This is a genomic window from Armatimonadota bacterium (assembly GCA_016125185.1).
In the GTDB taxonomy this organism is placed as follows: Bacteria; Armatimonadota; Fimbriimonadia; order Fimbriimonadales; family Fimbriimonadaceae; genus Fimbriimonas.
In genome coordinates this window covers 172,205-198,761 of record WGMG01000004.1, presented here as the reverse complement: position 1 = coordinate 198,761, position 26,557 = coordinate 172,205, and the positions used below count along the sequence as shown (strand labels likewise).

Below are 26,557 nucleotides of genomic sequence, written 5' to 3'. Positions count from 1 at the left end.
GAGTGTGAAATGAAACGATTTGGATGGTCGTTCGTTGGATACCTCTGGAATTAGGCAAGATGCCACAAAGTACAGGGCTCATGAAAAAAGCAACTCGAATCATCGCCGTTGGGGCGGCGTTTTTCGTCCTCTCGTCGTTTAGTCTCGCCGGTGGACGACAACAAAAGTTCACGGTCGAAGACCTGCAGAAGATGGTGGACGAACTGAAGCCGTACCTGCCAGAAGACCCTCGGTTCACCTACCCGATCAAGTGCGTGGTCGTCGACAAGAAAGAAGTCAACGCCAACGCCAGCTACGAATTTGACCCGAGCGGTCCAAAGGACCAAAAGCCGCGAGCGAAGATGACGGTCTACACCGGACTTCTGGACTTCATGAAGGACATCCGCATGGTCCGCGCCGTGGTCGCCCACGAGCTTTCACACCTCGCCAAGGGGCACCTCGGCAAGAGCTACAAGACGGACGATTTGGCGCTGATCTTTACCCGCCAGCAGGAATACGAAGCCGACGCCACCGGCGCGATCGCGCTCGAAAAGGCAGGCTACAGCCGCAAGGATATGGTCGATATGCTCTTCAAACTCGGCGAATCCTCGAAGGATTGGCCGGGTAGCGAAAAGGTGCTTGGCGACCACGCCGACACCGCTCGACGAGCCGCTGCGGTGGGCTCCAACAGCCTGGTCCTGCGGTCGATGGTTTCGTTCCAAGACGGCGAGGCGTACATGGATGCACGCATGTATCTTCCCGCGATGCGCTCCTTCGATAAGGCCATCGCTCAGGAGCCAAAGTTCTACCAAAGCAAGTACAACGCTGCCAGTGCCGCGCTCCTGAACTACTATTCGAACGTCGCTCAGAACGTCGTCCAGAGCTGGTATGTGCCGGACTTCGGCCCACTCTTGGCAATGCCGGAGTGGGGCAGCCGTGCCGGTGTGATGACCGAGGGTGACCAAGCCAACTATCTGATTGCCCTCACCCACGTGAAGGCCGCTTTCGACGCCGATCCCGCTCGCGAGGAGTCGCTAGAGCTTCAGGGACTAGCCCTGATCCTCGACCCGGATGGTAAACCGGAAAACCTGCAGGAAGGCATCAAGGACCTGAAAGCCGCGTTTGCAAAGGCAATGACCGAGACCGACAAGCTTCGCATCGCCAACAACATGGCGCTTGGCTACCAGCGGGCGGGCAACGTCAGCGAGGCGGTTCGAACGATGGTCGATGCGCAACGCGACTCGAACAAGTACAACCCGTACTTGGCCGTGAACCTGGGCCAGCAGGTGCCAGGGGACGAGTTCAAGGGTGACGCCCTGAAGGTAGAGCAGGTCCTGTACACCTATCTCATCCGGGTCCCCAAGGGAGCGATGGGTTACGACAAGGCTCTGGATAACTATCCGAAGATTTGTACCAAGTTCGGGCTCCAAATTCGCGATATCAAAGCCGCGCCGACCTACCTGGCTAACGTCCTCTCGCTAACCCAAGGAAGCAACACGTTCAAGATGTTGGACCCAATCGAGGATGTCGTGAATGCGTTGGGCAAGGCCGAAAACGCCAACCGCTACAACGAGTCGTACAACGGTATGAAGGAGTACATTTGGAATAGCGGCGCATTCTCGGTCATCACCGACAGCCGCAACCAGGGCGGCGTACAGACTGAGGAACTTTTACGAATCACGAGCTACACGCCGGGTGCTTCGATCGACATCGTGGCGCAGGACCGCACGGTTAACGGTGCCTTCCACGCAAAGGTCGGAATGTCGGTAGACGACTTTAGCAAGTTCCTCGACCCCGCCGCCGGAATCTCACGAAGTTTGGTTCGCGATGCCGCCATCGAAGAGTGGACGTACTTCCCAGGAGTCAACTTCGGCGTGTTCATCAAGGATGGCAAAATCGCAGGAATCACGGTCTGCCCGGTTCGCTTACCCGACCCCTAGGGAAGCTAACCCTATTCCGTACCAGGTCCGAATCCCCCCGATTCGGACCTTTTTTGCGACATAATCAGCCGACAAACAGTATGCTAACTGTAAGGATGAATCAGTCCGAAGAGTCTGGTGTACTGAGCAACCGCGAACGGCAAATACTGGTGCTGGCCGCAAAGGGGCTCACGGACGCAGGCATTGCGCAGAAACTTGGGATCAGTGTCGCGACGGTCGGCACTTATTGGGGGCGTATTCGCGGCAAGAGCGGTCAGCACAGTCGGACCGAGCTTGTTGCGAATTTTATGCGTGATAAGGCCAGCCACTCTCTGGACGAGCTTCGTCGCGAGAACGAGCGACTGACCCAGGAGTTGGCGCAGAAGGCGAAGGTCGCCGACACGGCAAAGGCCACCCTCGACCTTCTGAAGCGGGTGCTGAGTTCGGCTCCCGACGCCATCATGCTCATCAACGAGCAAGGCATCATCGAATATGCGAACGAAGAGGCGGAACGCCTGTTCGGCTACGGCCACCTGGAGCTTAACGGCCAATCCGTCGCGCTCCTGGTCCCCAAGCGTTTTCACGGCGTGCATGTGCGGCATCGCGCCCGCTACATGTCGAACCCAAGCAAGCGGCGAATGGGCGACCACTATGGTACTTCTGGAGTTCGCAAAGACGGCTCCGAATTCTTGACCGTCACCACGCTTAGCGCGGTTAAGACGGCCTCTTCGACAATCGTCACCGTGTTCATCCGGGCTCTGGACGATACGAGCCTGCTCGATTCCTAAGTAAACTTTGGAATTGTGAACACAGTCGTTCTTGGACGAAACACCAACCAGGCTCTCGGCATCGGCCAATTTGCCGTCGATTTTCTTTCTGGCCAGCTCGGCGACGGCCCATCGGCGGCGGTCCTGGAGCGCACGCGGATGTTCCACACCGACGCCGTGCTCTGCGGAGCCTCGGCCCTGGCCCTCCAGACCAATGCGCCAACCCTCCTTCGCGCCGAGGCGCTGGACTATCCCGATTCGGGAGGTTCGACGGTGTTCGGATCTTCAGCCCGAGTGAAGGCTGAGAAGGCGGTAGTCGCCAACAGTTCGGCCGAGCGTGAGTGGGACAGCAACGGGACGAACTTCGGCTTTAATCCCAAGTTAGGTCATACAGCGGGCGAGTTTGGCCACAACGACTACTATCCCGTCGTCATCGCCGCGTGTCAGGAGCGCGGCCTCGACGGCGCGACGGCCCTGCGAGCGATGGTGCTGGTCGACGAGATTCGTGGTCGATTAGCAGAAGTTTTTAGCCTCAAAACCTATAAGATCGACCATGTGGTGCATGGGGCGATTGCCTCGGCGGCGGTGTACGTGGCTCTGCACGGTGGTACGCCGGAGCAGGTGGAAAGCGCGATCGGCATGTTCGTCGCCCACTACATTCCGTGGCGAGCCATCCGCGCCGGTAAGCAGTTGAGCGACTCGAAGGGCGCCTCGGCGGCGATCTCGGCTGAGGCGGCGGTGCTGTGCGCGAAGCGGGCGTTGCGCGGATTCATCGGACCGAAGGACATCTTCCGCAATCCCGAGTCGATGTTCCGGCAGTTCGTCAAGACATCTGGCGATTCGCCGTTTGATCTGCACTTTTCGCACTCGGGCGACGACTTTGCCGTCATGGGGATGCACTTCAAGCTCGGGCTTTACGAGCATCAGTCGGCGGGGGCGTTACAGGGAGCTTTGGATTTGTGGTTCGCCAACCCAGGTTTTGTTGCTCAAACCAAGTCGATCGTCATCAAGGCGTATGAACCGGCATTCGGGATCATCGGCGACCCGGCCAAGCGCGACCCTCACACAAGGCAGTCAGCCGATCACTCGATGGTGTATATCGTCTCGACCTTGCTTCGAAAGGCGTCCGAGCTTGCGCCGTCGGCTTCATCGACCGACGATTTGTGGAAGGCGTTGATGCTGGCTCCGATCGATTACGGCAAGGAAGCTTTGCACAACCCTGCGACGCGAGCGCTGATGGAGAAGGTTTCGTTCGAGCATGGCGGCCCGGAGTACGATGCGAAGTACCCCGACGGCATTCCGACCTCGATGGTGGTGACACTTTCGGATGGAACCGTGCTGGACTCAGGCTTTGTGATGTATCCAGGCGGGCACGCTCGCAATACAACCGCGAACCTGGTGGGGATATTGGACCACAAGTGGAATCTGCTGGGCGGGATTGCCTTGCCGGACGGCGCCGATGTCGCGGCGACGGTCTCGCGGCTGAATGGGTTGGGTTCGATGTCGGCGAGTGATCTGCTGGGCGTGTATGACTTCGATCTGGCGAGCCGCGACGCGGTGGATTAGGCTTTTGTTGTCAGCGCTCTGACTGGTGTGGAATGTGCCGCCTTGGTATTCCCTTGGCGTCTAGATATCGTCGCAAGTGTCCCATCGTCAGCCAAACTTCGTCGGGTGGAAGCGAATTCACATACAGCCATGCGTCATAGCACTCGTCGCCAATTCGTTTTCGAAGCGCTCGTTCCGATTCTGGCCAAGCGCTGACGCTTTCGCAATCGATCAGTACGAAAAGGTCTCCGCTTTGCTTCATCCGGCCCTCGACGTATTTTCGAAACACGCCGATCCATTGCGTTTTGCCGTCTTGCTGGTGGAACCAACACCATGCAAATGCATCCGCATCGGACTGCCAATTCGTCCAATCGTCCCATTTGAGCCAACCGTCAGGATCGGGACGAACGGCGTTTGCATAATTGACGCCTTCAAAACGGAGCCGTACCGGACTATGGCCAGTATCGCGCTCAATGCCAGTTTCGCCGTCGTAGTCCCGAACGAACATTTCCAACTCCATGTTCGAAATGGAGAATTCGATCTGATCCTTTGATCGGCTCAAACCAAGGACATGACCATCATGCAGTGCGCCTCGAAAGTACCGCTCCATAGCCGGTTCGACTGCAATTGGAGCCGACCAAATGTCCTCAGCCAAGTTCATTTCGAGCTTCCATTCTCGATCCCACTCTCGATGGTTGTTTGGAAAGAAGTGGCAGTACTTGGACAGGTCGTCTAGTCGACGGACATCTTTCAGCCATGACCGGTAAGCCATTAGAGGACGACTGGGCCGGCTTCGGCCACATGCGCCATCGCCTGCGCGAAGGTGTGCTCGAAATCGTGGTGTCCATACACCACCAGATCAGCCTGCGTCGCCGTTGGCTGGACGTAGATCTCGTGCATCGGGTTCACGTGCGAGTGGAAGCGGAAAGTCACGTCGGCCTCGTCCCGCCCTCGCTCCTCAATGTCGCGCTTTAGGCGCCGGGAAAAGCGGATGTCGCGGGGCGTTTCGACAAAGATCGACGTGTGATACAAGCGGTTGATCTCGGCCCAGTGCAGGGCGAAGAGCCCCTCGACGATGACCACCGGTTTGGGGTGGACCAGGTCGCCGAATACGGCGCGGGTGTGGCGAGAGAAATCGTAGTGCGGTTTCTCGACCGGCTGACCCTCCACCAATCGCGAAAGATGATCGTGCAGGAGATGGTGGTCAATGGACTCGGGCGCGTCGAAGTTGATCTTCTCGCGCTCAGCGAACGTTAGGTGGTCGAAGGGGCGATAGTAGTCGTCGATGCGCATGACGGCGGCGTCCAATCGCTCAGCAAGAGCGTTGGCGATGGTCGATTTGCCCGACCCCGTGCCTCCTCCAATTCCAATGACGCGAACCGACATTTCTCGCCTTTCATTGTAGCGGATAACCCTCCAACTCGGATAACGTAGGAAGACAAGATGAGCATCGAAGCCGCCGAAAAACACCTCGCAACCGTAGAGCCGAAATTTGCTTCGCTGATCCAGTCGCACGGCTCCTGCGTGCTGGTGGACGAAGGCGATGAGCGAACGATTTACGAGGCGCTAATGCGCGCGATCCTCTTCCAACAGCTTTCCGGCAAGGCGGCTTCGACGATCCGCGATCGGCTCTACGCCCTCTTTCCTGAGCATCAGCACCCGCCCCACGAAAAGTTGGTCCTGCTGACGGTCGAAGAGTTTCGGGCCGTCGGCGTGTCGCGACAGAAAGCGGGATATTTACAAGATTTAGCTTCGAAAGCGCCCTCAATCCCCACGGAAGAGGAGCTTCACACATTGTCAGACGACGACATCATCGATCGCCTAGTGCCGATCAAAGGGGTCGGACGATGGACGGTCGAGATGCTACTGATGTTCAAGCTCGGACGCCTCGACGTTCTGCCCGTGGACGACATGGGTGTGCAGGAGGGCGTACGCCGCTTTTATGGGCTGGAGAAGCGGCCGAAGCGGAAGGAGATGGAAGCGCTGACCGAGACATGGCGTCCCTACCGGTCGGTGGGGAGCTGGTACATGTGGCGAGTTTGCGACGACAAGACTAGCTTAGAGTTGGCCAGCAAGTAGGTTCATTAGGCCTTGGCCAACCTTCATCCTTCCCAAAGATTGGGAAGGTGTCGCGCAAGGCATTCCACGAACCCTCCAGCAGTTTACTGAGCGCGACGGAAGGGATGATCATCCACCCCGTCGATTCAGCTACGGCCGCTGAATCGCCACCTCTCCCAGCTTCGGAGGGGAGAGATGGCTTGTGGTGTGAGCATGGTTACGTCACCATCTTTTGGTTCCTGGTCCGACCCTTCTCCCTCGCTGGCCGAGGGAGCGGTGAACGAAGTGAACCGGAGGGAGTGGACTCCATTTCCGGTTCCCGGACTAATCGTGCGAGGCCATGCCGAGGGAGCCGACGCTGAGCAATACCACCGCCATCGACTGCGCATCGGCATAGTTCGGCAATGTCGCCGAGACGTTGTAGCCGTCAACCCTTGTGACGCCCGGAATTCGAGCCGCCCAGTCGGCATCTTCGGTTCGATTTACTTCCAGTCGAACCGTACACGGACCTTCGAAAGTCCACGGCTGATTGAGCTTCTTCAGCGCGGCTGTGGCCGTCGCTTCGATCAGCGGGCCGGTCTCGGAGGGGTGCAACAAACGTCCCATGTATCGACCAATGCCGTACTTGGTGATGGCTGTGTGCACGCCGGGCAGGAACGAGGCGGCTTCTTTACATCCTTGCTCGTCGCTGCTCACCATCGCAAGCGGGACCCCGAATCGGCCCGCGGTCGCAGCCGAGAGGCCCATCTCGCCCACTTCCATCTCGTTGATGAACAGCCGGTGCGAGCGGCCGGTATAGGTGTGCTCCATGATGCCGAGGGCCGTGCCCGCCTTGGCGTGATAGCCGACTAAGAAGGCAGCGTCGAACGTGTCATCGATGCCTTCCATCATGCCGTCGCGACCGGAACCATGTCCTGAGATCAGTTCGATGCCCGGCTCCAAGTCTTCGATCAAGAGATTCTTCGAGTTACCGTGGGAGTCCTTCACCACGACCTTGGTCGCTCCGCCCGCCCGAGCGCCGCGGATAGCCGAGTTCACGTCGTGGGTCATCATGCGCCGAGCAAATGGGTAGTCCCAACTTTCGCCGTTCGGGCGACTGCACTGGGACCAAGAGACGAGGCCGGTAATGCCCTCGATGTCGGCGGAGATGAAGACTTTCACTCTGACATTATGGTCAGAAAACTACACGCCGTGTCCGATCGGGCCACTGAGACCGCCACCGCCGCCTTTACCCCCACCACCGGTGGTTCCGCCGCCGCCCTTCTTGTCGCCACCTTTGCCCGTCGGAATGTCGTCGTCGCCGCTGGTCGTGAGCTTGCCCTTGCCTTTGGAGAAGTGGTACCAGTCGTCGCCATCCTTGGTAGAAAGCTCGCCGGAGGTGCCGTACATCTCGTCGCCGAGGGAGTTCTTCAAGATCACGTCCATCTTGTCCGGCGCGCTGAATAGGCTGAGAATCTCTTTTTCGCCGTCGTAGTTCGCGTGGTCCGACCACACATAGCGCCAACCATCGGGAAGCTCCTGTCGACCTTGCGGGTTGCCGGTGATCTTGGCGTGGCGTTCGCCCTTTTTGTACCAGTACTCGATGGATGGCGCGGTCACCACGAGCGGGTACTCGCGCAGGTTCTTCATGCTGCGAATCTGCTCTTCGGTCTTCTTCTGCGTGTCCGTGTCGTCGGGAGCCGGTGGGCGGGTCGCGGAAATCGATTCGGGAACGGCAGGTGGGAGGGGCGTCAGTTCGGCTTCCTCGGGCGGTCCATCAGCCTTGGCTTTTGGCTTCACGAGCATCGTCACGTTGCCGGTCAGGACGGCACGTTTCTCTTTGCGATACACCACGATCTTGTCGGCAATCAGGTTGGCCTCGCGTCCGAAGTATTGAACTCGTCCGGTGGCCGTCAGCACGTCGGTCTTGTGGTTCACTTCCATAGCGGGAGCCTTTACAATCACGTCGCCGTCGGTCGCCCAGCCGTTGGTGTACTTCGAAATATCGTGATCCTTTGTCACATCGTCGAATTTCACTGTCCAGGTCGACTGCTTGTCTTGGGCCGGAAGCTCGATCGACTTGTCTTTGGGTGGAATCCCGATCCATGTTCCCTTCGTCGCGTGCATGGTCTCGTGATCCATGTCGTAGGTGAATGTCGCGACTTGGAGCTTGCCGTCGTACGCCGTCCCCACGACTTCCTGGGGAACGATAAACGAGCGGCGGACCTCGTCGTAGGTCATTTCCTTGCTCGAAAGGTCAAATTTGTCGCCCTTCAGTTTGAGGTTGCCCTGAAGTTGGAGCTTCTTCACAAAGCCGTTCCAGGACCCAGTGTTGGCGGCAAACTGGTAAGTCGCGCCCTTCCACTCCAGCTTGCCGTTGGTGATGCCTTGGAAGTTGTAGACCTGCCGATTCTGGGCGATCTGCATCTCTTTGACGTTGCACGATGCTTGCGGCTTGCCGTCTTCGAAATGGTTAAAGACAGAGTCGTTCGACTGAATGGCGACCGTATCCGGCAGTTCGCCGTCATGCGTTTTCTTATACGACGCGAGCGGGTCCTGCCGAATAACGCGGACCGCATAGCGGTAGACGCCGTAGCCGACCAGGGCTACACCGCCTACCACCATGAGTTGGATCAGTCGTTTCTTGCTAGTTAAGGGTCGCGTCGGCTCGGATGACATCGGAACTGTTATTAAGTGTGACGTTTTGATCCGGGGCTGTGTGCGTTCCGTTTGCGAATTCAATCGTATACGAGCCCGCATTCACCCAGAATTGGTAACGCGCATCAGTTCCAACCGTAAAGCGACGCACCGTGGTTCCCCCGGACTTCAGCGTCACAATGGTTCCGCTGGCCAGACCCGACGGCGTGATCACGCCCCAGATGTTGTACGGGAGAGGAGGAGGGCTGTCGCTATCGACCGGTGTGATGAGAAGCACACCAACATCGACGATTCCGGCGTTGGCCGTCGCGCCGTTGGGCGTGAACTCGTTAGACAAGAAGTTCGTCGCCTCGACGCGCCCAGTGATGCCCTCGAAGCTCGTAGTGTCGGCGGACGAGTAGGCCACGTTTGCCACCGAGAAGTTGCCACTGGCATCCGTGACGCCCATCTGACCGGCGAACCGAACGACCGCGTTTGCCACCGGCGTATCATCGGCGGCATTGAGGACCTTACCCGTGACCGAGACTTGCTCAGGGCCAATCCAGAGGTCGCCCACATCGTTCTGACTCTGGGTCAGGGCCGAGAACGTGTAGGTGAAGACCGGATAGGCCAATAGCGAAGGGCCGCTGACCAGGAGTTGGGTCTCATTCTTGGGCGCACCCACGATGAACGAGCCATCGACAGTCGAGGTTGCCGCGGTGGCACTGGACGACTGGACACTGGAACTGGTCGTCGTGGGAGCGCCGGTCGAGATATCGAGCACGCGCCCAGAGATGCGAATCTCCGAAAAGCTTCCGCCGCCTCCGCACGCGAGAATGACGATGCCGACAAGGCAGAGCAGGAGGATTCGAATTTTCTTCATTAGCGAGCGCCTCGCACGGTCACATCGAAGGACATCGTGGACTTGGTGGCGGTGAACACAAACGAGCCGAACGATGCCGCGTAGTAGCGCATCTGCCCGGTTTGGAGGTCTTTTAGCTGAAGCTGGGTTGCCCGTCCGACCTTGGTGGTCAGATTGATGGTGTACTTCTGACCGGGGACGAGGCCGGAGGCCACTACCCGCGAAGTCACCACCGTGTTGCGCGGCTTCACGTCTTGGAATCGAAGATCGCCGTTCTGCACCGCAACCTGAAGTCCACCGATGCTCGGCGGAAGGTTGCTGTCCAACTTGGCGTCAAAGCCGGTCGTCGCGCTGGGCGACTGGCCGATTCTGGCATAGGACGCTTCGCCTTGACGACTGAATCGAACCTCTAGCAGGTGGGAGATCGACGACACCGGCGCGCTCAACTTGTGGAAGCTCTGCGCGGAGTCGGGGCTGAAGAGCAGCACGGCACCCTCCGGCGCGAGGCATCGCACAAAGTAGCCGTGGCCCGCCGCAAACGATGCTCCCGGATTGTACGTCCCACCTTCGGGGACACCGGTCACGGCATCGTTGGCACCCGGCGCGAACTCGAAGAAGTCTTTACCCAGGACCGGCGTGATGCCGCTGGCATCGTTGCCAGACGCGCTGGCGTAGGACAGCGGAATATCGGTCGCGTGGACAACCGATACGTTGGTGAGCGGGACGTCGATGCCAAGCGGCGACGTGATCATGTTCCAACCAGGGCGGAGCGCAACCGCGAGGGCCGTACCGGTTTCGACCCGAGCCTGCCACAACGGAATGCCCGCCTGCGGCGCCCGCAGGAAGTAGGCCTGCCCGTTGAGGATCGCACCCGAGTTCGGATACAGATCGTAGTTCGTCTTGGACGGATTGTAACGAGCGGCGAGGAAGTCGGTGGTGTTGAAGATATTCTCCAAACCAGAGTACAGCGGCTCGCCCGAGAACCCGATCATCTGAATGCCGGCGGTGACGCCGTTGGGGAAGCCGGTGGTCTTCACCGGGTCGTTACCCAACTGGACGGCGAGGTCGCCAGGCCCCTTATCCACGATCCGCGTTAGCAGAACGGATTCGACGTTGGAGGCGTCGACGCCGATGACCTTGATGGTGGTCGAAAGGGCGTTTTGGAATCCGGTGTCAGCAACGACGGAGCCGAAGGCGTAGTCCACGACGGGCACATCGAACGTTTGCGAGCCGTACTGAACGCGAATCTTCAGGCTTCCGCCGGTTGGGACCGGAAAGCCGACGACCGTGCCGTAGAAGTTGCTCGGCATCGAGGAGGCCGGAGTGGCGATGCACCCGACCGGCAGATACTGCCGCACGATGTGGTCAAGGGCGGGAACGTCGAGCGCAACCCGATACGGATCGGTGTTGGTCGAGTTCGACGGGAAGTTGGGAACCGACGAGCCGTACGAGGCGGCAATGTCGATTCGCTCCGCCTGGCTTGACAGGAACAAGCGGTTGTAGTCCTTATCCCACGCCACCGGGTACGAGGTGCCGGAAAGCAGGGTCTCGTTACCGGAAGAGTCGGTCGAAAAGAGCGTCGTTTCGATGTTGAAGACGCCGAAGTCGGTGCCGCTCAGGCCCGCCGTGATCGGCGTGATGAGTGAGTGGAGCTTGGTGCCGACGGTGAGCCGGGTGTCGAGGATGTGCTGCTTGCGAACCCACACCGAGAACGAGTCGCCCTCAACGGTGCCTGCACCTAGGACGGTTGACGCCAAGGATTCCAGCATCGCCGCGTTGTTCGAGGCCGAAGTGTTGCTGGCGTAAAGCGCGTTCAAATCCTTGATGAACGTCGGATGCTCGGTGAGCATCTTTTCCCACACCGATCCGGCCATTTGGTACCGCTGGAAGAAGAGTCCACCGCGCGTACCTTGGGCGATCGAGCCGCTGAGGAGGTTGGGTGCGATGAACTGGGGGCCGCCAAGCGACCGTTGGTTGGTCCAATCGTAAAACGGACCAATCTCATAAGTCTGTTCCAGCACGCTTTCGACGACTTCCGAATCGAGTCCGAGCGTGGTTTGGAAGCTTCCGTTGCGAACGATCTTGGCAGTGGCCGCACGGACCAAGCCCTCCAAGTAGCCATCGAAGCCGTACGCCGGGTCCGGCAGGTAGGCCAATAGCACGCAGTGGATCAGCGCTACAGCGGCGACTTCCCGGCTGAAGTTCAGTGGCATGCGAATCTCGCGGCCGCCGGTGCCGTTGTTGGGCAAGTAGTAGCCGCCGGTGATCGCTTGTCGGTCGCCGATGCCGCCGACCGTCGCGTCAGCATTGATGACATTGACGGTGCCGGAAATCGCGGCACCACCAAAGTACAGATCGAACAAGCCGAGGTTCTGCGCGGTGTCGTAGACGCTTTGCATGAACGTCGCCCGGGTCGGGTCGTTCGACGAGTTGAAGTTCGAGTCGATCACCAACGTGATTCCGTTGCCTCGGGTCCTTCCGCCGGTCGGCATCATGTACCCGTTCTTGAAGAACCGGACGATGCCCGGCACGATGTACGGGATGTCCGCCTTCTGCAGACCCATCGCGATTCTCTCCTTGCGATTGGCCGACGTCAGGTTCAACATGTTCTGCTCGAATTGCTTGTAAGAAGCGTCCGAGAGATCGGTTGGAGCGGAGTTGGATCGGGTGCTTAAATCAATCTTGAACAGACTCGACTGTCCAAAAGAAGTCGTCGCCCCAGTTAGGGCGACGACCATCATAAGAAGGCGGCGTGTCATATTTTGTTCGCTATTGGGTCTGAGATTACGGCGCAATAAAGGAGCCGATCGCGCTAAGCGTTCGAGCCGAATCGTCAGAGTTACTACCCATTATAAGGTAGTAATACCGGTGTCCTGCTGCCAATGGCGTCAAATTGTAGGTCCAATCGGTACCCGTCGCCGGATTGTTGTAGTTGTTGTCGTACGAACTCACACCCAGACCAGGATATTCATCGAACACGTAGATCGTGTAGGTCGCCGCGTTCGTCACCGCTTGCCAGTGGAACGTCACCTGACCGGCCGCGACCGTCGGCACGTAGACATTCATGTCGGAGAGGGGGGTTACCGAGACCGTCGAGCTGAAATCGCCGTACGAATTGTCGGTGTTGGGATAGTTCGTGTTCGATGGCGCGATGGAATAGCTGTAGTTCACTCCGTCGCGTAGGTTGATGTCGCTATCCAGGTAGGTTTCCGCCAGCGGGTCGCGCAGAAAGTCCACCGCGTTCCATGAATCGGTGCTTCGCTGTCGCCAGATTTCGTAGCCAAGAATCTGGAGGCTGTCGAACTTATCCCAGTAGAGTTGGACTTCAACGGGATTGCCCTGGCTCGTCAGTCGGCTTGACGCTGTGCGGTTGTAGCGCTTGTCGATCAGCTTCTTGATGCCGTCGTAAACCTTCACCTTTTCGACGTCGCGGGTGACTTCGGCGGGCGAGGTCCACGCTGTCAGGCTCATGCCACTCGGGGCAGGCAAGATCGGGTCGCCGTTCGCGCCCAGTTGGAAGTTAACCGTCTGGACGATGCCGGCCGAAGGCGTCTTCTGGACTTCCCCAGACTCCCAGCCCGGGAAGGTGGCCTGGATTTGGTACGTGACCCCGCCGGCGAGGCCGCCAAGCGTGTAGTTGCCATTGCCATCGGCGATGGTTTGCACCGAGGAAAGGATCGTGCCGTTGGTCGGCTTGGCCGAGATGCGCGCACCTTGGATGCGGATACCGCCAGTGCCGGTGACGACGCCGGAAATCGAAGCGACCTGGTTGGACGGGATCAAGACGATGGTCATGTTGGCCGATTGCGATTGATCGAAGACGCGCGCCAGATTCTGGCCCACGTAGACGGTGCCGCCATCGTCATACTCGGCCTTCACAAGCAGGTCTTCGGCGTTGACGCCGGTCAATCGGTAGGAACCCGAGGTGTTGCTGTAGGTCTCGCGCGGAGTGCCGCTGTCCACAAACACGCGTGCGCCGCGCACGGGGTTTCCGTTCATGTCGAGCACCAAGCCGGCGATACTGCCAACCCCGACGCTCGAACCTCCGCAACCCAAAATAGTGGCAACCAATAACGCAAGTGGTATCCAGTTACGCTTCATACCACTAGTAACGATTGAGCCGCCGGATTATTTCAACGTCGGTTGGAGAGGTCGAACGTGAGTTCAAGGCTGACGCCATTAGCCCTAAAGGCACCGCCGACCGCACCGGGATCGAGGTTCTGCAGATTGCGGAAGTTGTAGCGACCCACGAGGGAGATACCGTCCACGATGGAGTAAGCATAACCCGTCTGGAAACTCGTGTCGTTCTGCGGATAGAGACCGCGAGTTCGGCTGATGGACGAGCTGATGAAGACGCGCTGTTTGCGGTTGATGTGGTAGCTGATGTCGGCATTCGCACCTAAGTTGTTCTGGCCTAGGGTAGTCCCGCCGGATTTCAGCGAATTGTAGCCGAACGTGTAGCTCCACTGGCGTCCGGGGGTACCAATGAAGAGGGCGGACAGGATGTCCGAGTCGCTCGTACCGACCGACGAGGTGAGAAAATCAGACTTGACCTTAACAAGGCTTAGGACCAACGTATGGGCACTATTGACTCGCCAACTGGTATCCAACGAAAGCGTGTCAATGGTGGCATTGCTGGTCGAAGCGCCCTGCGTCGTCGTCGCCGCATAGCTGAGGCCAACTGAGAGGTTTTCGCCCGCTTGGTGCGTCGCATTGATGTTGAACTGGCGCGCCTGTTGTCGCCCGGTGCTGATGACGCCGGTTCCGCCACCGCTGAAGCCGCCGCTGCCATAGCCGAGGGAGCTTCCGTTGAGGAATCCGCCCAAGGAAGCGAGGACGCCGGAATCACTGAGCGTGTAGCCGACCCCACCTGACCAGGGCCCGGTCTGAGCCATATTGGCGCGCAACGAATAATCGTATCCCTGCGAGCTGGCGGCGTCGGTCCGGATAAAGCTCTTCGACGCCGAAGCGACGAGATTCCAGTTGCGACCAATTCCGTAACTGGCGTTCGTTCGGTACGAGTCCACCGCGACTCCGCTCAGTTCGCCATCGATTCGTCCGTGCCCGGTGAGTTTTTCGACTCCGTAGCCAAACGAAAACTTTCGGGATCGGAAGTCGTCTTTCAGCGAAACCGAACTGAGCGTATTATCATCGGTCGAGGTCGCCCGTGAGCGGCCAAAAGTGAGGGACTGGCTACGGATGTTCTCGGTCGATTCCCGCTTGGGGTCGGTGTACCGGAACGCAAGATTGCTCGTCATGTAGCGGGTCGCTGTCTCCGTTCCGCCGTTGTCAATAGAGATGAGGCTGTTGCCCGTACTCAGCGTTGAGGAAAAGCCTTTGGTTGCATAGTCGAACGCGTACTCGGAGACGTCTTCGTTTCGACCAAAGCCGGTTTGCTCGATAGTCTTAAAGCCCGGGTCGATCTTACGGAAACCGACTTTTAGCGACCCCTTGCCGGTGTTCAGCTTCATGTCAATTCCTTCGGCGTTTCCGCTCGACGAATTGGCCCCGCTGAGGCGACCGCTTGCATTGGAGTAGGCTAGGTAACTCCCGCTTCCATTGTCGCCAATGGGCAGCCGCCAGTCGAAACCGGTGACCTTGCGGTTGCCATCAACCGTCTGCACATTCTTGGGGATGTAGCGGATCTGGAGCGTTTGGGAATTTGTCACCGCAACGCGAGAGATCACGACGTTGGATACATTCGCGCTGAGATAGAACTCGCTGACGCCGTCATCGGTAATCGAAAACGTGCGGATGACGCCATCGACGGTGACCGAAATCGAGGTCGGGATCGGCTCGAATAAAAGCGGATACTGATCGCCAGGGAGTCCAAACCCCTGGAACGATTCGATGCGTTCGCCGGTCGCGTTTGCGTCGCCGACCCGTTGTTCGACAGTAGTGAGGCCAATTCGACCCGCCTGACCAAGGTTGTAGGACAGACCCGCGCCCCGGATGCTACCGCCCGAGTGAGTGACATCGTACGACTCGTACGAGGCGACGATGGTACTGGTCGGCGCGATGACGCGATTTATGAATGTGATCGACCCGACATTGGTATCGGCGAGGTAGTCCACGCCCTGCTGGAGTTCGATACCATCCACAAGCACGCGGATAGTCCCGCCGATGATGCGGCCGCCCTGAAGGTAATAGGGACCGGGGGTGTTGTTGCCCTCGACGGTGACCGTTCGCGCCGCACCCCGCGCCTCGCTGGCCAAAACCTTGGTTTCGAGTTTGCCCTTCTTAAAGTCGCCAACGAATCCGTTCAGTGATCGGCTAAAGTTCGCAAACCGGTTGCCGTTGATCAGTGAAGCCTGAACCGTTCCGTAGCTGAGATCCCAGAATCCTTTTTTGTAGTTGAGCGTGTACTGCTGCTGTTCCGGGTCGCTAAAGCGGTTGTCGGTGAACGTCGCGCGAAAATCCAGCAGACCGAAAACCTTTTGCCCTTGGAGCGATAAGTTCCCGATGTCGGTGAAGTGCTTCAGACCGGTGCCATAGTTGGTCAGCGAATCGAACGCATCGGCATCGCCGCGAAACGTATAGGACTGGTAGCCGAAGGTGCGGCTCCCACTATAGGACAGCCGCGACCAGAGTTCCCTGTCCCACCAGTCTCCGCCGTGGGGTTTTGAAGCCTGACAAAACCCGATCCCTGGGAGCGTTAGCATCCCAATTACGAGAAAACATTTGATCATCTTTACGGTTATTTAAGGAAGTGATTCGCGAGCTCAATCGCCTTCATGGCTTGTTCTCTCAATTCCTCGCGCTTCTTTAGGATAACAACCTTATGGGCATCTTTTGCCTTGTGATGCTCCATAAATGCTTCAAATAATCTCGGTGCGGTCAATCCTTCGATGGTGAGCGCCGGGCCGATGTCGATTTGGCGGGCGAACGCTGCTACCTTGGGGTCGTAGTTGAGCATCAGCGGAGGCACGCCGACCGTCGTCGCCAAAATTCCCGCATGCAGGCGCATTCCGATCACGCCTTCCATCCTCGCGAGACGAAATTGAACCATGCGTGAAGAGCCCAAGTTGCGGAGGAACGGGATGCGTCCACCTTGTTGTTTGGTGATCGCCTCCAGAATCTTTCCGTCCTCGAAAGGATCCATTTCCACGAGGGTGGGTACGAATCCGGCGTTAAACAATAGTCGCGACGTTTCGCCAAAGAGCTCGATGATATCGACGCCCTTGCGCTTCCAAGGCCGCGGGGCCAAGGCCACGGCTTTCATGGCGCCGATGCCGTACGACGAGCCGTCATCTTCGCGCACCGGCTCGCGCAGGATGAGCGCGCTGTCTGCGCCGACGTGAATCTTCTTGTTGACACCAAGGTCGGTCAGAGTCTTGAGCGAACCCGGATCGCGCACGACGATCAGGTCGGCCAAGCTCATCGCAGTTCGCGTCTGGTTCTTACCGATCCAGGTGTTCAACGGACCGACGCCCTGGTTGAGGAGAAGAACGCGCTTGTTGTGCTTCTTCGCCATCTTGATCAGGCCGGTGTAATAGACCGTGCTTTTGGCGCTGGTGACGTCCTGGAAGATCGAACCGCCGGGGAAGACCAGCGCATCACTCGCTTTGATAGCCGCTTCGACTTCCTTCAGGTTCTTTCGCGGGACGCCGTGCATGGCGTAGTAGCGGAACGTGTCGTCCGGGTCGCCGCTCAACACGAGGTATTCGTGGCCCACACCGAGGCCATCGACGACGCCGATCATGACCGAATCGTCGCCAAGATTTCCGCAGCCGATGTAGCCGGCCAGAACTATCCTAGCCATTCTCGGTCCCTAGCGTGGCAATTACTTTCTTCTTAAACAACACCCATGCTCCGACTCCTATCACTGCCCCAAACAATAGACCGATCACATCTCGCCAAACGCTCACCATCACGGGAGTGTGGAGGTGGCACAAAGTGTTGACCGAATCGGTTAACCCAACAAATCCTAGCATGATACACAAAGAAACCCAACCCGAAAACTTACCAAGTCGACTGGATTGGTACTTTGCGGCGTCCAAAACGAACAGTCCGAAGGTCAGCGCCGGGAAGCCCAGCAGGAATTCTTTCGACCGCGGACGGACGGGCAGAACCTCCTCCAAGATGCCACGGAACGCCAGTTCGCCGCCGCTCACGGTGTTGGGGCTGTCGTTACCGGTGCGCATCATGATGATGCCAAGAACCGTGAGGACTACAAGCCCGAGCGCAGCCGCACCCCAAGTAATCGGGTCCTTCATCGCCTGCTTGAGGTCGTTAAAGTCGGCGAACGCCACCAAACCGATCACGAAGATCGGAAGGAAGACCGAAATTTTGACGCCAGAGAAGGTTTCGGCGCGGATATAGTACGGCACCGAGTTCATCAGACCGGCCACACAGAACCCACCGATGACCGAGAGGAAAGCCAGCCCGACGAGAGCAACCAGCGCATGTGGCTTGGTCTCCTTCAGCCAATAGTAGGCACCAATCGGAAACGCCATCGAGAGCATGAGGGCCGAAGCCTCAAGCCCAGTTCCCTTGAGGGCCGATCCGGCCGCTACACCGAGGAAGGCGAGCCCGCCCAGCACCAGGCCCTTCTGCTCGCCGAACATCTGAATGGCAACCCAAAGCGCGGCAAGGCCACCGAAAATGCCGATCAGCACCTTGACCGGCTTCGGCACGTTCGGGTCCGTAAATGGCGCGGGGTCTCCCAGGGTCAGGCCCTTCTTCGAGAGTCCGTCGCTGAGCGAGCCGATGAAGTCGCCGAAGGAATCGAGCGGGGCGTCAGACGCTTGCGACAACGGACGCAGGAGCAACACTCGCATGTCCCGCTCCTTGGCCGCTTTCAAGTATCGGTCGAGAGCGGCATCGGTGCTCAGTTTGTCGAGCTCGACAGCCTGCGCAGAGTGGAGGCGAACCACGTGCTCGGGAATCTTGCGGAGCATCTCTTCGTCGCCGCCGATCTTGGCAAATTCTGGCGACGCATACGAAATTTGGTTAGCGACCAACGCGTCCTTCATGGTGTCGAGCGCGTCGCGTCGACCGAGGACTTGGTCACCCTGAGGGAGGAAAACGCTAACTCCCGAGTCCTTCGCCCATTTGATCGTCTCCGTCACCGCTTGCGACGTGATGCCGGTGGGGTTGGAATACCGACCAACGATGGTGAGGTGGTGCTTTTGTGCCAGGGCCGAAAGCTGAGGATTGATGCCGATGGAGGTGGCGCGGAGCGTCTGCGTGTCGATGGGCGGCAACGCCAGCCGACCCTCGCGAAGAGTCGTCGATTGGACGAGCGCGCCAAAGCGGATCGACAAGCCCTTCACCACGCGGTCGACCGTAGCGGGGTCGTCAAACGTCATCGACGCAATGGGCGAGTCCTTTTGCACCGTCATCCCGTTCAGTTGAACTTTGCCGTCGGTGAGGATGTCGTCAATGGTTTCTTCGGGCAGGACGATGCCGTTCAGGCCCATCTTTTGAAGCTTGGTAAGTGCGTCGTCGAGCGTCATCGACTGGGCCGCAGCCAGTGACTGAATCGTTTCACTTTCTGCCACTAACAGCACGCTGTGGTTGGCATTCTCGACGTTGATTCGCTTCTTGACCGAGTACAGAGCGGGCAGCAAGGTCAAAATTGCGAGGAGAAGGAATACCTTTGAGGATTTGAAGAACGCCATTGCTTAGTCGTCTGCCTCGATCAGTTCTGGGTGATTGCGCAGGATCGCTTCCCGGCCCCCTATGACGAGCACCGTAACCATACCCGCTAGAAAGCCGCCGACATGCGCCCAGTTGGCCACACCTTCCTGACGGGCAAAAATTTGGTACAGGAACCATAGGCCGAGGAGAATCCAGGCCTTGGTTTCGAACTCCCAGATACCGGCGATGAGTACATGCAGCCGGTTGGATGGGAACAGAAGAAAGTAGCAACCCAGCACGCCGCCGATGGCTCCCGATGCGCCGAGAGTGGGCACATTTCGGTACGGCGAGGCATAGATTTGGCAGAATGCCGCGAACACGCCCCACGCCAGGTAGTAGAGCATGAACCGCCATGGTCCGACCGCTTGCTCGACCGGCGGACCGAATACGGCGAGGAACATCATGTTCGCAAAAAGATGGAGGAATCCTCCGTGCAGAAACATCGATGTGAAGAGCGTGACCAGCGGGAAAGGATCGGTGGTGCCTTTGATGGCCTGAACGACTTCGGGCGGACGCATGGCGAGGTCGCTAAACACGAATCCGGGGCCAAAAAAGCCGAAGTGGCGATCCCACAGGTAGATGACCACGTTGAGCAGAATCAGCGTCCACGTAAGGACGGGAATAGGCTCCTTTGTCTTCTCCTCGATTCCGTCCTTCACTGCTGTTATGGAGTCTACTCCTTTGGTACTAACAGGTTCACCGGCGGCTAACGTTCCCCAGGAAGGACGATGCCGCGCATAATCACCCGCTGAGCGAACAAGAACACCACTAGTGTTGGCAGCGCCGCGAGCGCTAGGGCCGCCATCACAACCGCCTTCGGCGCGGTGGTTTGAAGCTGATACACCCACACCATCAGGGTCCACATCTTCTGATCCTGCACCACCAGAAACGCGAACATGAACGTGGAGTACGACGCCATGAACGCCATGAGGGCCAGGTAGCCCAGCACCGGACGCGTGAGGGGTAGGGCAATGCGCGTCAAGAGGGTCGTTTCCGGCGCGCCGTCGAGTTGTCCGGCTTCGAAAAGCTCTTGTGGAAGCGAATCGAAGAAGCCCTTGAGCAGAAAGATCATGTACCCGCTGGCCGCCGAAGGCAGGATAAGCGCGGCGAAGGTGTTCAGCAGATGCAGGCTCTTGAGGAGCAGAAACGCGGGGATCATGGCCACCTCGGCAGGGAACGCCATGGTCGCGAGCAGGAACAGCAGGATTCGGCCCGACGAACGGATTGGATAGCGCGATAGGGCATAGGCCGCTAACGGGTTGACCAAAAGCTGAGTGAGCACCGCCAGCCCGCAGAAGATGGCGGTGTTGAGGACGGCCGTACCATGCAGGAGCACGTAGTCCAGCACGTAGCGGAAGTTGCGGGTGGCAAAATTGCGCTTGATCTCGCCTTCGTGGGCGCGGACGTACGCCCGCTCGCTTGCCTCGATCGGCATCGCCTCCCGCGACTCCTTGGCCCATAGCGCCTCGGCTGTTCCGTGCTTATAACGGTCAGGCATGGTGCGCTCGAACTCAAGCATCAGGTTTTCTTGGATGTTTCCGACCGTGGTTGCTTCCGGATAATCGAGGGTCAGTTCCTCGAACTTCTTTTCGTTATGGACCTTGAAGAAGTCCGGCACGTCGTCAATGCGGTTGCGGAATTTGACCCGCAGGAACTCTTGCCACAGCCGGGTGCGCCGAATCGGAATTCGGTACTCCGCCGGTAGCGTCGCTTTGAACTCCAGCCAGTCGGTGTACTTCTGCCCCGGCGTCGGCTTCCAACTGGCTCGCTCCAACAGTTCGGAGGGTGGCATCACGGTTTGAAAGGCGATGTTTTCTTCGATGTACGCCTTGTTCAGGTCATCGACGGTCTTGAACCGGGTTCGGAGCCACTCCTGGTACCGCATGGTCAGACGGCTAGTCACCTGGTTCGACGCCAGCCGAAAGCCCGACGTCCACATATCCAAGGGCAAAGTCATCAAGAATTGGTCGAACTTCGCGACCTCGTTGGAATCTGGACCGGAGCGCGTACTGGCGATCACGCCGTCGTTGCCGGCGTACTTGTCATCCAGGTATTTGGCCAGCAGTTCGTTGTCGTCGCCGAAGTATTTCGGCACGATCGCATTGTCGCTTTGGTCGGTCGGCCCCTTCAGCCCGGTGCTGACCATCAAAAGGAAAGGGTACAGCGTGGTCAGCGCACCAAAAGTTAGGATGGCGTACAGCACGGCCAGGGCGATTCGCGCTCGCGGACGCTTCCTCCCGACCTTGCTGACCAAACTCATAGAGGTAATTTACCGTTCTTCGCGAATCGGGCTTCATAAAATCGGGTTTCGCCCGACAATGAATTTTGGTAGCTTTGCTAGGTTAAAAACCGGCCGAAACATGGAAGCGACGGCACGCAAAGCAAGGGTGACATGTCTTTTCGAATCAATACCAACATCGCCGCTTTGGTCGCACAGTCGAATCTCAACGTAAATTCGAATTCGTTGAACGCGTCCATCAACCGGCTGAGCACGGGCCTCCGCATCACACATGCGGCCGACGATCCTTCGGGCCTCATCTCCTCCGAGAACCTGCGCTCGCAGATCAACGGCATCGACGCGGCGGTTCAGAACAACCAGAACGCCATCAACTTTGCCAAGACCGCCGAGTCGTCGCTCGCCGAAATCAACCAGCTACTTTCGGACGCCAAGGCCCTTGTGGTCGCGTCCGGCAACACCGCCACCCTCTCCGCTACCCAGCTTCGCGCCAACCAAGACCAGCTTTCCAGTATCGCGGCGAGCATCACCCGCATCGCCCAGACCTCGCAGTTTGCTTCCAAGCGCCTACTCGACGGCTCGTCCGGTATTCAGGCGCAGGTCAGCGCGGCCAACGAGGTCGGCGGCATCTCGCTTGCTGGCACCTTCAAGGGTTCGCCGGTCACCGCTCAGGCTCTGATGACCATCAATTCGGTCACGCCGGGCACCCAGGGGTCGCTGACTTCGTCTGCTCTCACCGGTGGCGTCGTCCTCAATCCCGGCTCGTTCAGCATCAACGGCACCACGTTTACGTTTGTGGCCGGAACCACTGGTGCCTCGGTCGCCAACTCGGTCAACTCTGCGTCCGCATCGACCGGCGTGACCGCTAGCTGGAATAACACGACCAACCAACTGACTTTTTCGACCCTCGCCTACGGCCAAAACGCCTCGCTCAGCTTTGCCGACGCCGGTGGCGTCGTTAGTTCGGGACCTCCCACCACGGTTACGGGCACCAATCCGGTCGCTTCGATCTCAATGGGGGCGATGGGTTCGGCCCTGTTCACCGGCGGACGAGCCGGAACCGACGGCCTCAGCCTTTTCGACTCCGACGGCAACATGGTTCGCCTAACGGCGGCCGGCAATCTTTCGGCGGGCTACCCGATGACCATCGGCCAGGTGACGCCGGGAAGCGCCACCTTCCAGCTCGGAGCCGGGTCTGGCCAAACTTCTCAGTTGGCGTTGCCAAACATGGCCGCCAACCAACTTGGCGCCGACGTGGTGACGAATATGAGCGTCGATTCGATCGACGTGACGAACGCATCCAGCCTGAATAATTCGATGCAGGTCATCGACCGAGCCATCAACCAGGTTTCGGCGGTTCGCGCCCAGATCGGTCAGTTCAGCTCGTACATTTTGGATTCGAATAACCGCACTTTGGCGGCGGCGAAGGAGAACATGACGGCGTCGGAGAGCACCATCCGCGATGTGGACATGGCTTCGGAAATGACGACGTACACCACGTTCCAAGTGCTCCAGCAGGCCGGTGTGGCCATCCTCGCGCAAGCGAACCAGATGCCGCAGACAGTTCTGAACCTGTTGAAGGGGTAGTTGGCTTGAAGTCGAGGAAGTGTTACTCTCGCACCACAAAAGAAACTCAAAAGCCGCAAAACTCAACAAATCTTGAGCAAAATTATGTTAGTGATATGAGCGCTCATCATCAGCCGCAGCTCGAGTTCAAATTTCCAGAAGCCAAAACTGTTGATGAACTGCTACTTGATCCAAAGAATCCCAGGCTCGATATTGGACCCAATCCCTCCCAAGACATCTTGCTAAAAGAACTGGCAAGGGGCTTTGACTTACTAGAGCTAGGCGAGTCCTTTGTAGCCCACGGCTATTTTTCAGAGGAGCCTTTGGTCGTAATCCCGCAAGACAATGAATGTGTGGTTCTTGAAGGCAACCGAAGGCTTGCCGCACTGAAGCTACTTCTTCATCCTCAAAAGGCTGTGGAACTCAAGGTTCCCCAAGCACGAAAGTGGGAAGAACTAGCTGCGGAGAACAAGCAGAACCTCACCCAAGTACCCGTAATTACTTACCAAACTCGGGAGGAAGTCGTACCATTTCTTGGCTTTCGACACATTACTGGAGTCAAGAAGTGGGATCCGCTGGCCAAGGCACGGTTCATAAGTCAGCATGTTGAACAGCAAAAAGACTGGAAGACAGTTGCAAAACTGATTAACAGCAAAACTCCGCAAGTTAGAGACAATTACATTGCCTACAGAATGGTTGAACAGGCAAAGAATACTTTTGGAATAGATACGGAAAAGGTTGAGGAGGACTTCAGCGTCCTTTTTCGGGCTCTGAGCGAAACAGGGATAAGGGAGCATTTCGGGGTCGACCCAAACAAGCCAGTCCAGGAACAACAAGAACCGATTCCGCCGGAGCGATCTGAGCAAACTAGGGAATTGCTTGACATGATGTTTGGTACCGAAGGATCTTTACCCGTTCTTCGAGAATCACGCGACCTGCATAAGCTCTCGGAGATTCTTCGCAATCCGATCTCGCTTGAACGCCTACGAACACGAGGTGATATTGACGAAGCCTACTTATATGCTGGTGGCGAAGAGAGTGAAGTTCAGGAGAACCTCAGAAAAGCAAGCGTACTTTTGGAGCAAGCCAATGGAAAAATTCACCGACATGTAGACTCGCTAGAAATAAGGAAGCTCGTTAAAGACTGCAATGACACAATAAAGCGTATCATCGGGGCATTTCCAGAAAAAGACTTATTCTAATGTTACAGGCTCCAAGCGATACCCGTTCAAACGCGATGGCGACTTGGGTTGAAGCCAGCTTAATCATTGATCAAGGACTTGAAGGTTTCCTTCCGTATTCAATTTTCCTTGAGGAAATTGATAGCCAGAATCTATCATCTGCAGATTTAGAAAGCGAAACACTTCTAAGTGATCTTAAACGAACTCTGGTAAGACGTCAATCCATTGTTGGAGACGTGTACCCGCTCAGGATAGGCAAAACTGGAATTTCTACCAACAGCACCCAAGAAAGTACACATCATGTCCATGACTTCCTAGTACTCCTTTCCCTAGCTTGGACATACGACGACCTCTCCTATAAAAATGGAGCCGCAAGCACGCCATCGGAGCTATTTGAGGAGCTTGTTGCACACGCAATGGCGAGCTATATTGGGGGGCGCTCGTTTCGATTTGGCGCGCCGAGACGTGCTCCAGTTCCAGTCCCCTTTAGAGCAGCTGTTGAATATGTCTCTTCTGAGACTGCCGAGATGCTGGGGAATGTTGAGGACTTTGTGGATGGACATGAAAAGGATGATGGGCTCGATGTTATAGCTTGGAAGCCCTTCCCAGATAATATGCCTGGACAATTAGTGACTCTGACTCAGTGTGCAATTGGTAGAAATTGGAAGGACAAATTAGGTGACCTTGCTTTCGAAGAAGGTGCGTGGCAGACACGTCTCGCATTATTAACAAAGCCAACCCGCGCCATGGCGATTCCCGGAATCTACGACAGCGATCGTACTAGCTGGCATACAGACTCTAAGCGAGCCGGCATGATTCTGGATCGTTTACGATTAGAATTCCTTCTTAAAGACATAAAACTGCCAAACGAGCTGAATTCATCCTTAAAGAACTGGAACGCAAGTAGGGTCTCTGAAGTCAGACTCAAGCAGCGGGATTATTTGACGTCTTTCTAGTTTTCTGAGAATTGACAATTCTTCTTGTTGCGCCTGGGCCCAAGCCATGTCCTGGATGAGCCGCCTTTGGGCCAACATTCTGTAAGTACTTACCAGGCACAGCTCTTACAACCTCAGGCTCAGGTATCGAACTCTTTAACGGGGGTATGAATTTATTGGCCTGTACTTTTGGGGAATCGAACCATTGATCGAGGAGCGCACATCCCAGGACGAATCCCAAACCTGGAGGAACAGCATTGCCGATTTGCTTCAGTTGACTTCTATAATTGCCTTCAAAAAGGAAACCATCTGGGAAAGTCTGTAGTGCGGCTGCTTCGCCAACTGACAGCCTCCGATTATCCCAATGAAATGGGCCGGTTGCCGGACCAGGTGAAGCTTGAATTGTCCATGATTGACGAGCCTTTGCAAGCTTTAGTAGAAATGACCAGAACTTTGTCCTATGTCCAAACAATTCGACGCCATCGCCTCTTTCCGTGTGATAAAGATAATTTGAACCTTCCGGGATACTGGGGATTAAGTCTGCCCATTTCCCAGTCAGTTCCAATTCAGCCAAATTTGTAGGAGCGATGTGCCCTATCGCATCCCATGTGTTAGGGCAGAACGGCAAATCATTTACTGGATCTATTCTATTTGTTTGGTGAGTTTCAGGCACCGAGAGCAGCTTCCCAAGTCTATGCGCCACGAGAATGCTTCGTTCGCGGTGCTGAGGAACGCCAAATTTTGCAGCATCCAAAGTGAGACATTGAAGTTCATAGGCCGTCTTATGCTTTTCATTAATTAGCCGTAGGCCTCGCTGAATCTCTAAGTAGCCTTCATTCTTATTTGTATAAGTTAAGCCTCGAACGTTCTCGATAAGGATTGCATCCGGTTGAAAATAGTCGATAACTTCAAGCGTTCGACGTATTGTTGACGCCCTTTCGTCCTTCATTTTTCGAGGCTCATGAGCCCAATACGATGACTTGGAGAAGGGTTGACAAGGGGGACCAGCGGAAATAAGCGCAATATCACCAGGGCCCAGTCCTGATTGCAAAGCAAGCTCTTGAGGTTCAAGAACTAATATATCTCCCGGCTCACTAAGTTTCCAGTCACTTATGTTCTTCGAGATTGTTGCTCGCGCATCAGTATCTAGTTCGATACACAACGAAACGGCAAAGCCTGCAGACTCTAAGCCGAGGTCCAGTCCTCCGGCACCAGTAAACAAAGATAGGGATGGCTTGCTATTTGGCATTA

The 26,557-nt window shown here is 57.2% G+C and carries 20 protein-coding genes; 7 read left to right on the top strand and 13 right to left on the bottom strand.

Annotated elements, in window-relative coordinates:
- Nucleotides 1-23: 23 nt before the first annotated feature.
- The 3 genes from GC165_06405 to GC165_06395 all read left to right on the top strand — a co-directional run bounded on the left by GC165_06405 (nucleotide 24) and on the right by GC165_06395 (nucleotide 4,231).
- A complete protein-coding gene (locus tag GC165_06405) occupies nucleotides 24-1,919 on the top strand; it encodes a M48 family metalloprotease (GenBank protein MBI1332493.1) in 1,896 nt (631 codons plus the stop codon).
- 80 nt (nucleotides 1,920-1,999) lie between these two features.
- The gene (locus GC165_06400) at nucleotides 2,000-2,686 is read left to right on the top strand and encodes a PAS domain S-box protein (protein ID MBI1332492.1); all 687 of its coding nucleotides are present in this window, start codon (nucleotides 2,000-2,002) and stop codon (nucleotides 2,684-2,686) included.
- Nucleotides 2,687-2,701: 15 nt separating this feature from the next.
- The gene (locus GC165_06395; GenBank protein MBI1332491.1) at nucleotides 2,702-4,231 is read left to right on the top strand and encodes a hypothetical protein; all 1,530 of its coding nucleotides are present in this window, start codon (nucleotides 2,702-2,704) and stop codon (nucleotides 4,229-4,231) included.
- Nucleotides 4,232-4,241: 10 nt separating this feature from the next.
- Here GC165_06395 and GC165_06390 read toward each other — a convergent pair whose 3' ends face one another.
- Both GC165_06390 and GC165_06385 read right to left on the bottom strand, forming a co-directional pair.
- A complete protein-coding gene (locus GC165_06390; GenBank protein MBI1332490.1) occupies nucleotides 4,242-4,982 on the bottom strand; it encodes a hypothetical protein in 741 nt (246 codons plus the stop codon).
- On the bottom strand, nucleotides 4,982-5,596 hold the full coding sequence (locus GC165_06385; protein ID MBI1332489.1) for a uridine kinase: 615 nt from the start codon (nucleotides 5,594-5,596) through the stop codon (nucleotides 4,982-4,984). The genes GC165_06390 and GC165_06385 overlap by 1 nt, the downstream gene beginning before the upstream one ends.
- 57 nt (nucleotides 5,597-5,653) lie before the next feature.
- Between GC165_06385 and GC165_06380 the strand changes: the two genes are divergently transcribed.
- Nucleotides 5,654-6,289 carry a DNA-3-methyladenine glycosylase 2 family protein gene (locus tag GC165_06380; protein ID MBI1332488.1) on the top strand — a complete coding sequence of 212 codons (636 nt, stop codon included), beginning with the start codon at nucleotides 5,654-5,656 and terminating at the stop codon, nucleotides 6,287-6,289.
- Nucleotides 6,290-6,592: 303 nt separating this feature from the next.
- Here the strand turns inward: GC165_06380 and GC165_06375 are convergent, their stop codons facing one another.
- The 10 genes from GC165_06375 to GC165_06330 are packed head-to-tail and all read right to left on the bottom strand — an operon-like array spanning nucleotide 6,593 to nucleotide 21,648.
- Nucleotides 6,593-7,429 (bottom strand): peptide ABC transporter, encoded by an 837-nt coding sequence (locus GC165_06375; protein MBI1332487.1) that lies wholly within the window; start codon nucleotides 7,427-7,429, stop codon nucleotides 6,593-6,595.
- Between the two features lie 21 nt (nucleotides 7,430-7,450).
- Nucleotides 7,451-8,926, bottom strand: a complete 1,476-nt coding sequence (locus GC165_06370; protein ID MBI1332486.1) for a hypothetical protein — start codon at nucleotides 8,924-8,926, stop codon at nucleotides 7,451-7,453.
- On the bottom strand, nucleotides 8,895-9,767 hold the full coding sequence (locus tag GC165_06365) for a hypothetical protein (protein ID MBI1332485.1): 873 nt from the start codon (nucleotides 9,765-9,767) through the stop codon (nucleotides 8,895-8,897). The genes GC165_06370 and GC165_06365 overlap by 32 nt, the downstream gene beginning before the upstream one ends.
- Complete coding sequence (locus tag GC165_06360; protein MBI1332484.1) at nucleotides 9,767-12,505, bottom strand: hypothetical protein; 2,739 nt, start codon at nucleotides 12,503-12,505, stop codon at nucleotides 9,767-9,769. The genes GC165_06365 and GC165_06360 overlap by 1 nt, the downstream gene beginning before the upstream one ends.
- 25 nt (nucleotides 12,506-12,530) lie before the next feature.
- Complete coding sequence (locus tag GC165_06355; protein ID MBI1332483.1) at nucleotides 12,531-13,847, bottom strand: hypothetical protein; 1,317 nt, start codon at nucleotides 13,845-13,847, stop codon at nucleotides 12,531-12,533.
- 32 nt (nucleotides 13,848-13,879) lie between these two features.
- On the bottom strand, nucleotides 13,880-16,408 hold the full coding sequence (locus tag GC165_06350) for a hypothetical protein (protein MBI1332482.1): 2,529 nt from the start codon (nucleotides 16,406-16,408) through the stop codon (nucleotides 13,880-13,882).
- Nucleotides 16,409-16,443: 35 nt separating this feature from the next.
- A complete protein-coding gene (gene csaB, locus GC165_06345; protein ID MBI1332481.1) occupies nucleotides 16,444-17,508 on the bottom strand; it encodes a polysaccharide pyruvyl transferase CsaB in 1,065 nt (354 codons plus the stop codon).
- Nucleotides 17,501-19,318, bottom strand: a complete 1,818-nt coding sequence (locus GC165_06340) for a hypothetical protein (protein ID MBI1332480.1) — start codon at nucleotides 19,316-19,318, stop codon at nucleotides 17,501-17,503. Before GC165_06340 ends, csaB begins: the two co-directional genes overlap by 8 nt.
- Before the next feature lie 54 nt (nucleotides 19,319-19,372).
- Entirely contained in the window at nucleotides 19,373-20,047 is a 675-nt protein-coding gene (locus GC165_06335) for a rhomboid family intramembrane serine protease (protein ID MBI1332479.1), read from the bottom strand.
- 47 nt (nucleotides 20,048-20,094) lie between these two features.
- Nucleotides 20,095-21,648, bottom strand: coding sequence for an ABC transporter permease subunit (locus GC165_06330; protein ID MBI1332478.1), 1,554 nt, complete (start codon nucleotides 21,646-21,648; stop codon nucleotides 20,095-20,097).
- A 132-nt stretch (nucleotides 21,649-21,780) separates the two neighbouring features.
- Here GC165_06330 and GC165_06325 point away from each other — a divergent pair, with 132 nt between their 5' ends.
- The 3 genes from GC165_06325 (at nucleotide 21,781) to GC165_06315 (ending at nucleotide 25,327) form a co-directional block, all read left to right on the top strand.
- The gene (locus tag GC165_06325) at nucleotides 21,781-23,211 is read left to right on the top strand and encodes a hypothetical protein (GenBank protein MBI1332477.1); all 1,431 of its coding nucleotides are present in this window, start codon (nucleotides 21,781-21,783) and stop codon (nucleotides 23,209-23,211) included.
- A gap of 95 nt (nucleotides 23,212-23,306) precedes the next feature.
- Complete coding sequence (locus tag GC165_06320) at nucleotides 23,307-24,392, top strand: hypothetical protein (protein MBI1332476.1); 1,086 nt, start codon at nucleotides 23,307-23,309, stop codon at nucleotides 24,390-24,392.
- Nucleotides 24,392-25,327 (top strand): hypothetical protein, encoded by a 936-nt coding sequence (locus GC165_06315; protein MBI1332475.1) that lies wholly within the window; start codon nucleotides 24,392-24,394, stop codon nucleotides 25,325-25,327. Before GC165_06320 ends, GC165_06315 begins: the two co-directional genes overlap by 1 nt.
- Here GC165_06315 and GC165_06310 read toward each other — a convergent pair.
- Entirely contained in the window at nucleotides 25,296-26,555 is a 1,260-nt protein-coding gene (locus GC165_06310; protein MBI1332474.1) for a DNA (cytosine-5-)-methyltransferase, read from the bottom strand. The two genes, GC165_06315 and GC165_06310, sit on opposite strands and share 32 nt — an antisense overlap.
- Nucleotides 26,556-26,557 lie beyond the last annotated feature (2 nt).

What these genes read in the sequence shown, in the direction of transcription:
- GC165_06405 (MBI1332493.1), top strand. Translation starts at nt 24, where the DNA reads ATGGTCGTTCGTTGGATACCTCTGGAATTAGGCAAGATGCCACAAAGT.
- GC165_06400 (MBI1332492.1), top strand. Translation starts at nt 2,000, where the DNA reads ATGCTAACTGTAAGGATGAATCAGTCCGAAGAGTCTGGTGTACTGAGC.
- GC165_06390 (MBI1332490.1), bottom strand. Translation starts at nt 4,982, where the DNA reads ATGGCTTACCGGTCATGGCTGAAAGATGTCCGTCGACTAGACGACCTG.
- GC165_06385 (MBI1332489.1), bottom strand. Translation starts at nt 5,596, where the DNA reads ATGTCGGTTCGCGTCATTGGAATTGGAGGAGGCACGGGGTCGGGCAAA.
- GC165_06380 (MBI1332488.1), top strand. Translation starts at nt 5,654, where the DNA reads ATGAGCATCGAAGCCGCCGAAAAACACCTCGCAACCGTAGAGCCGAAA.
- GC165_06370 (MBI1332486.1), bottom strand. Translation starts at nt 8,926, where the DNA reads ATGTCATCCGAGCCGACGCGACCCTTAACTAGCAAGAAACGACTGATC.
- GC165_06365 (MBI1332485.1), bottom strand. Translation starts at nt 9,767, where the DNA reads ATGAAGAAAATTCGAATCCTCCTGCTCTGCCTTGTCGGCATCGTCATT.
- GC165_06360 (MBI1332484.1), bottom strand. Translation starts at nt 12,505, where the DNA reads ATGACACGCCGCCTTCTTATGATGGTCGTCGCCCTAACTGGGGCGACG.
- GC165_06355 (MBI1332483.1), bottom strand. Translation starts at nt 13,847, where the DNA reads ATGAAGCGTAACTGGATACCACTTGCGTTATTGGTTGCCACTATTTTG.
- GC165_06350 (MBI1332482.1), bottom strand. Translation starts at nt 16,408, where the DNA reads ATGCTAACGCTCCCAGGGATCGGGTTTTGTCAGGCTTCAAAACCCCAC.
- csaB (MBI1332481.1), bottom strand. Translation starts at nt 17,508, where the DNA reads ATGGCTAGGATAGTTCTGGCCGGCTACATCGGCTGCGGAAATCTTGGC.
- GC165_06330 (MBI1332478.1), bottom strand. Translation starts at nt 21,648, where the DNA reads ATGAGTTTGGTCAGCAAGGTCGGGAGGAAGCGTCCGCGAGCGCGAATC.
- GC165_06325 (MBI1332477.1), top strand. Translation starts at nt 21,781, where the DNA reads ATGTCTTTTCGAATCAATACCAACATCGCCGCTTTGGTCGCACAGTCG.
- GC165_06320 (MBI1332476.1), top strand. Translation starts at nt 23,307, where the DNA reads ATGAGCGCTCATCATCAGCCGCAGCTCGAGTTCAAATTTCCAGAAGCC.
- GC165_06315 (MBI1332475.1), top strand. Translation starts at nt 24,392, where the DNA reads ATGTTACAGGCTCCAAGCGATACCCGTTCAAACGCGATGGCGACTTGG.
- GC165_06310 (MBI1332474.1), bottom strand. Translation starts at nt 26,555, where the DNA reads ATGCCAAATAGCAAGCCATCCCTATCTTTGTTTACTGGTGCCGGAGGA.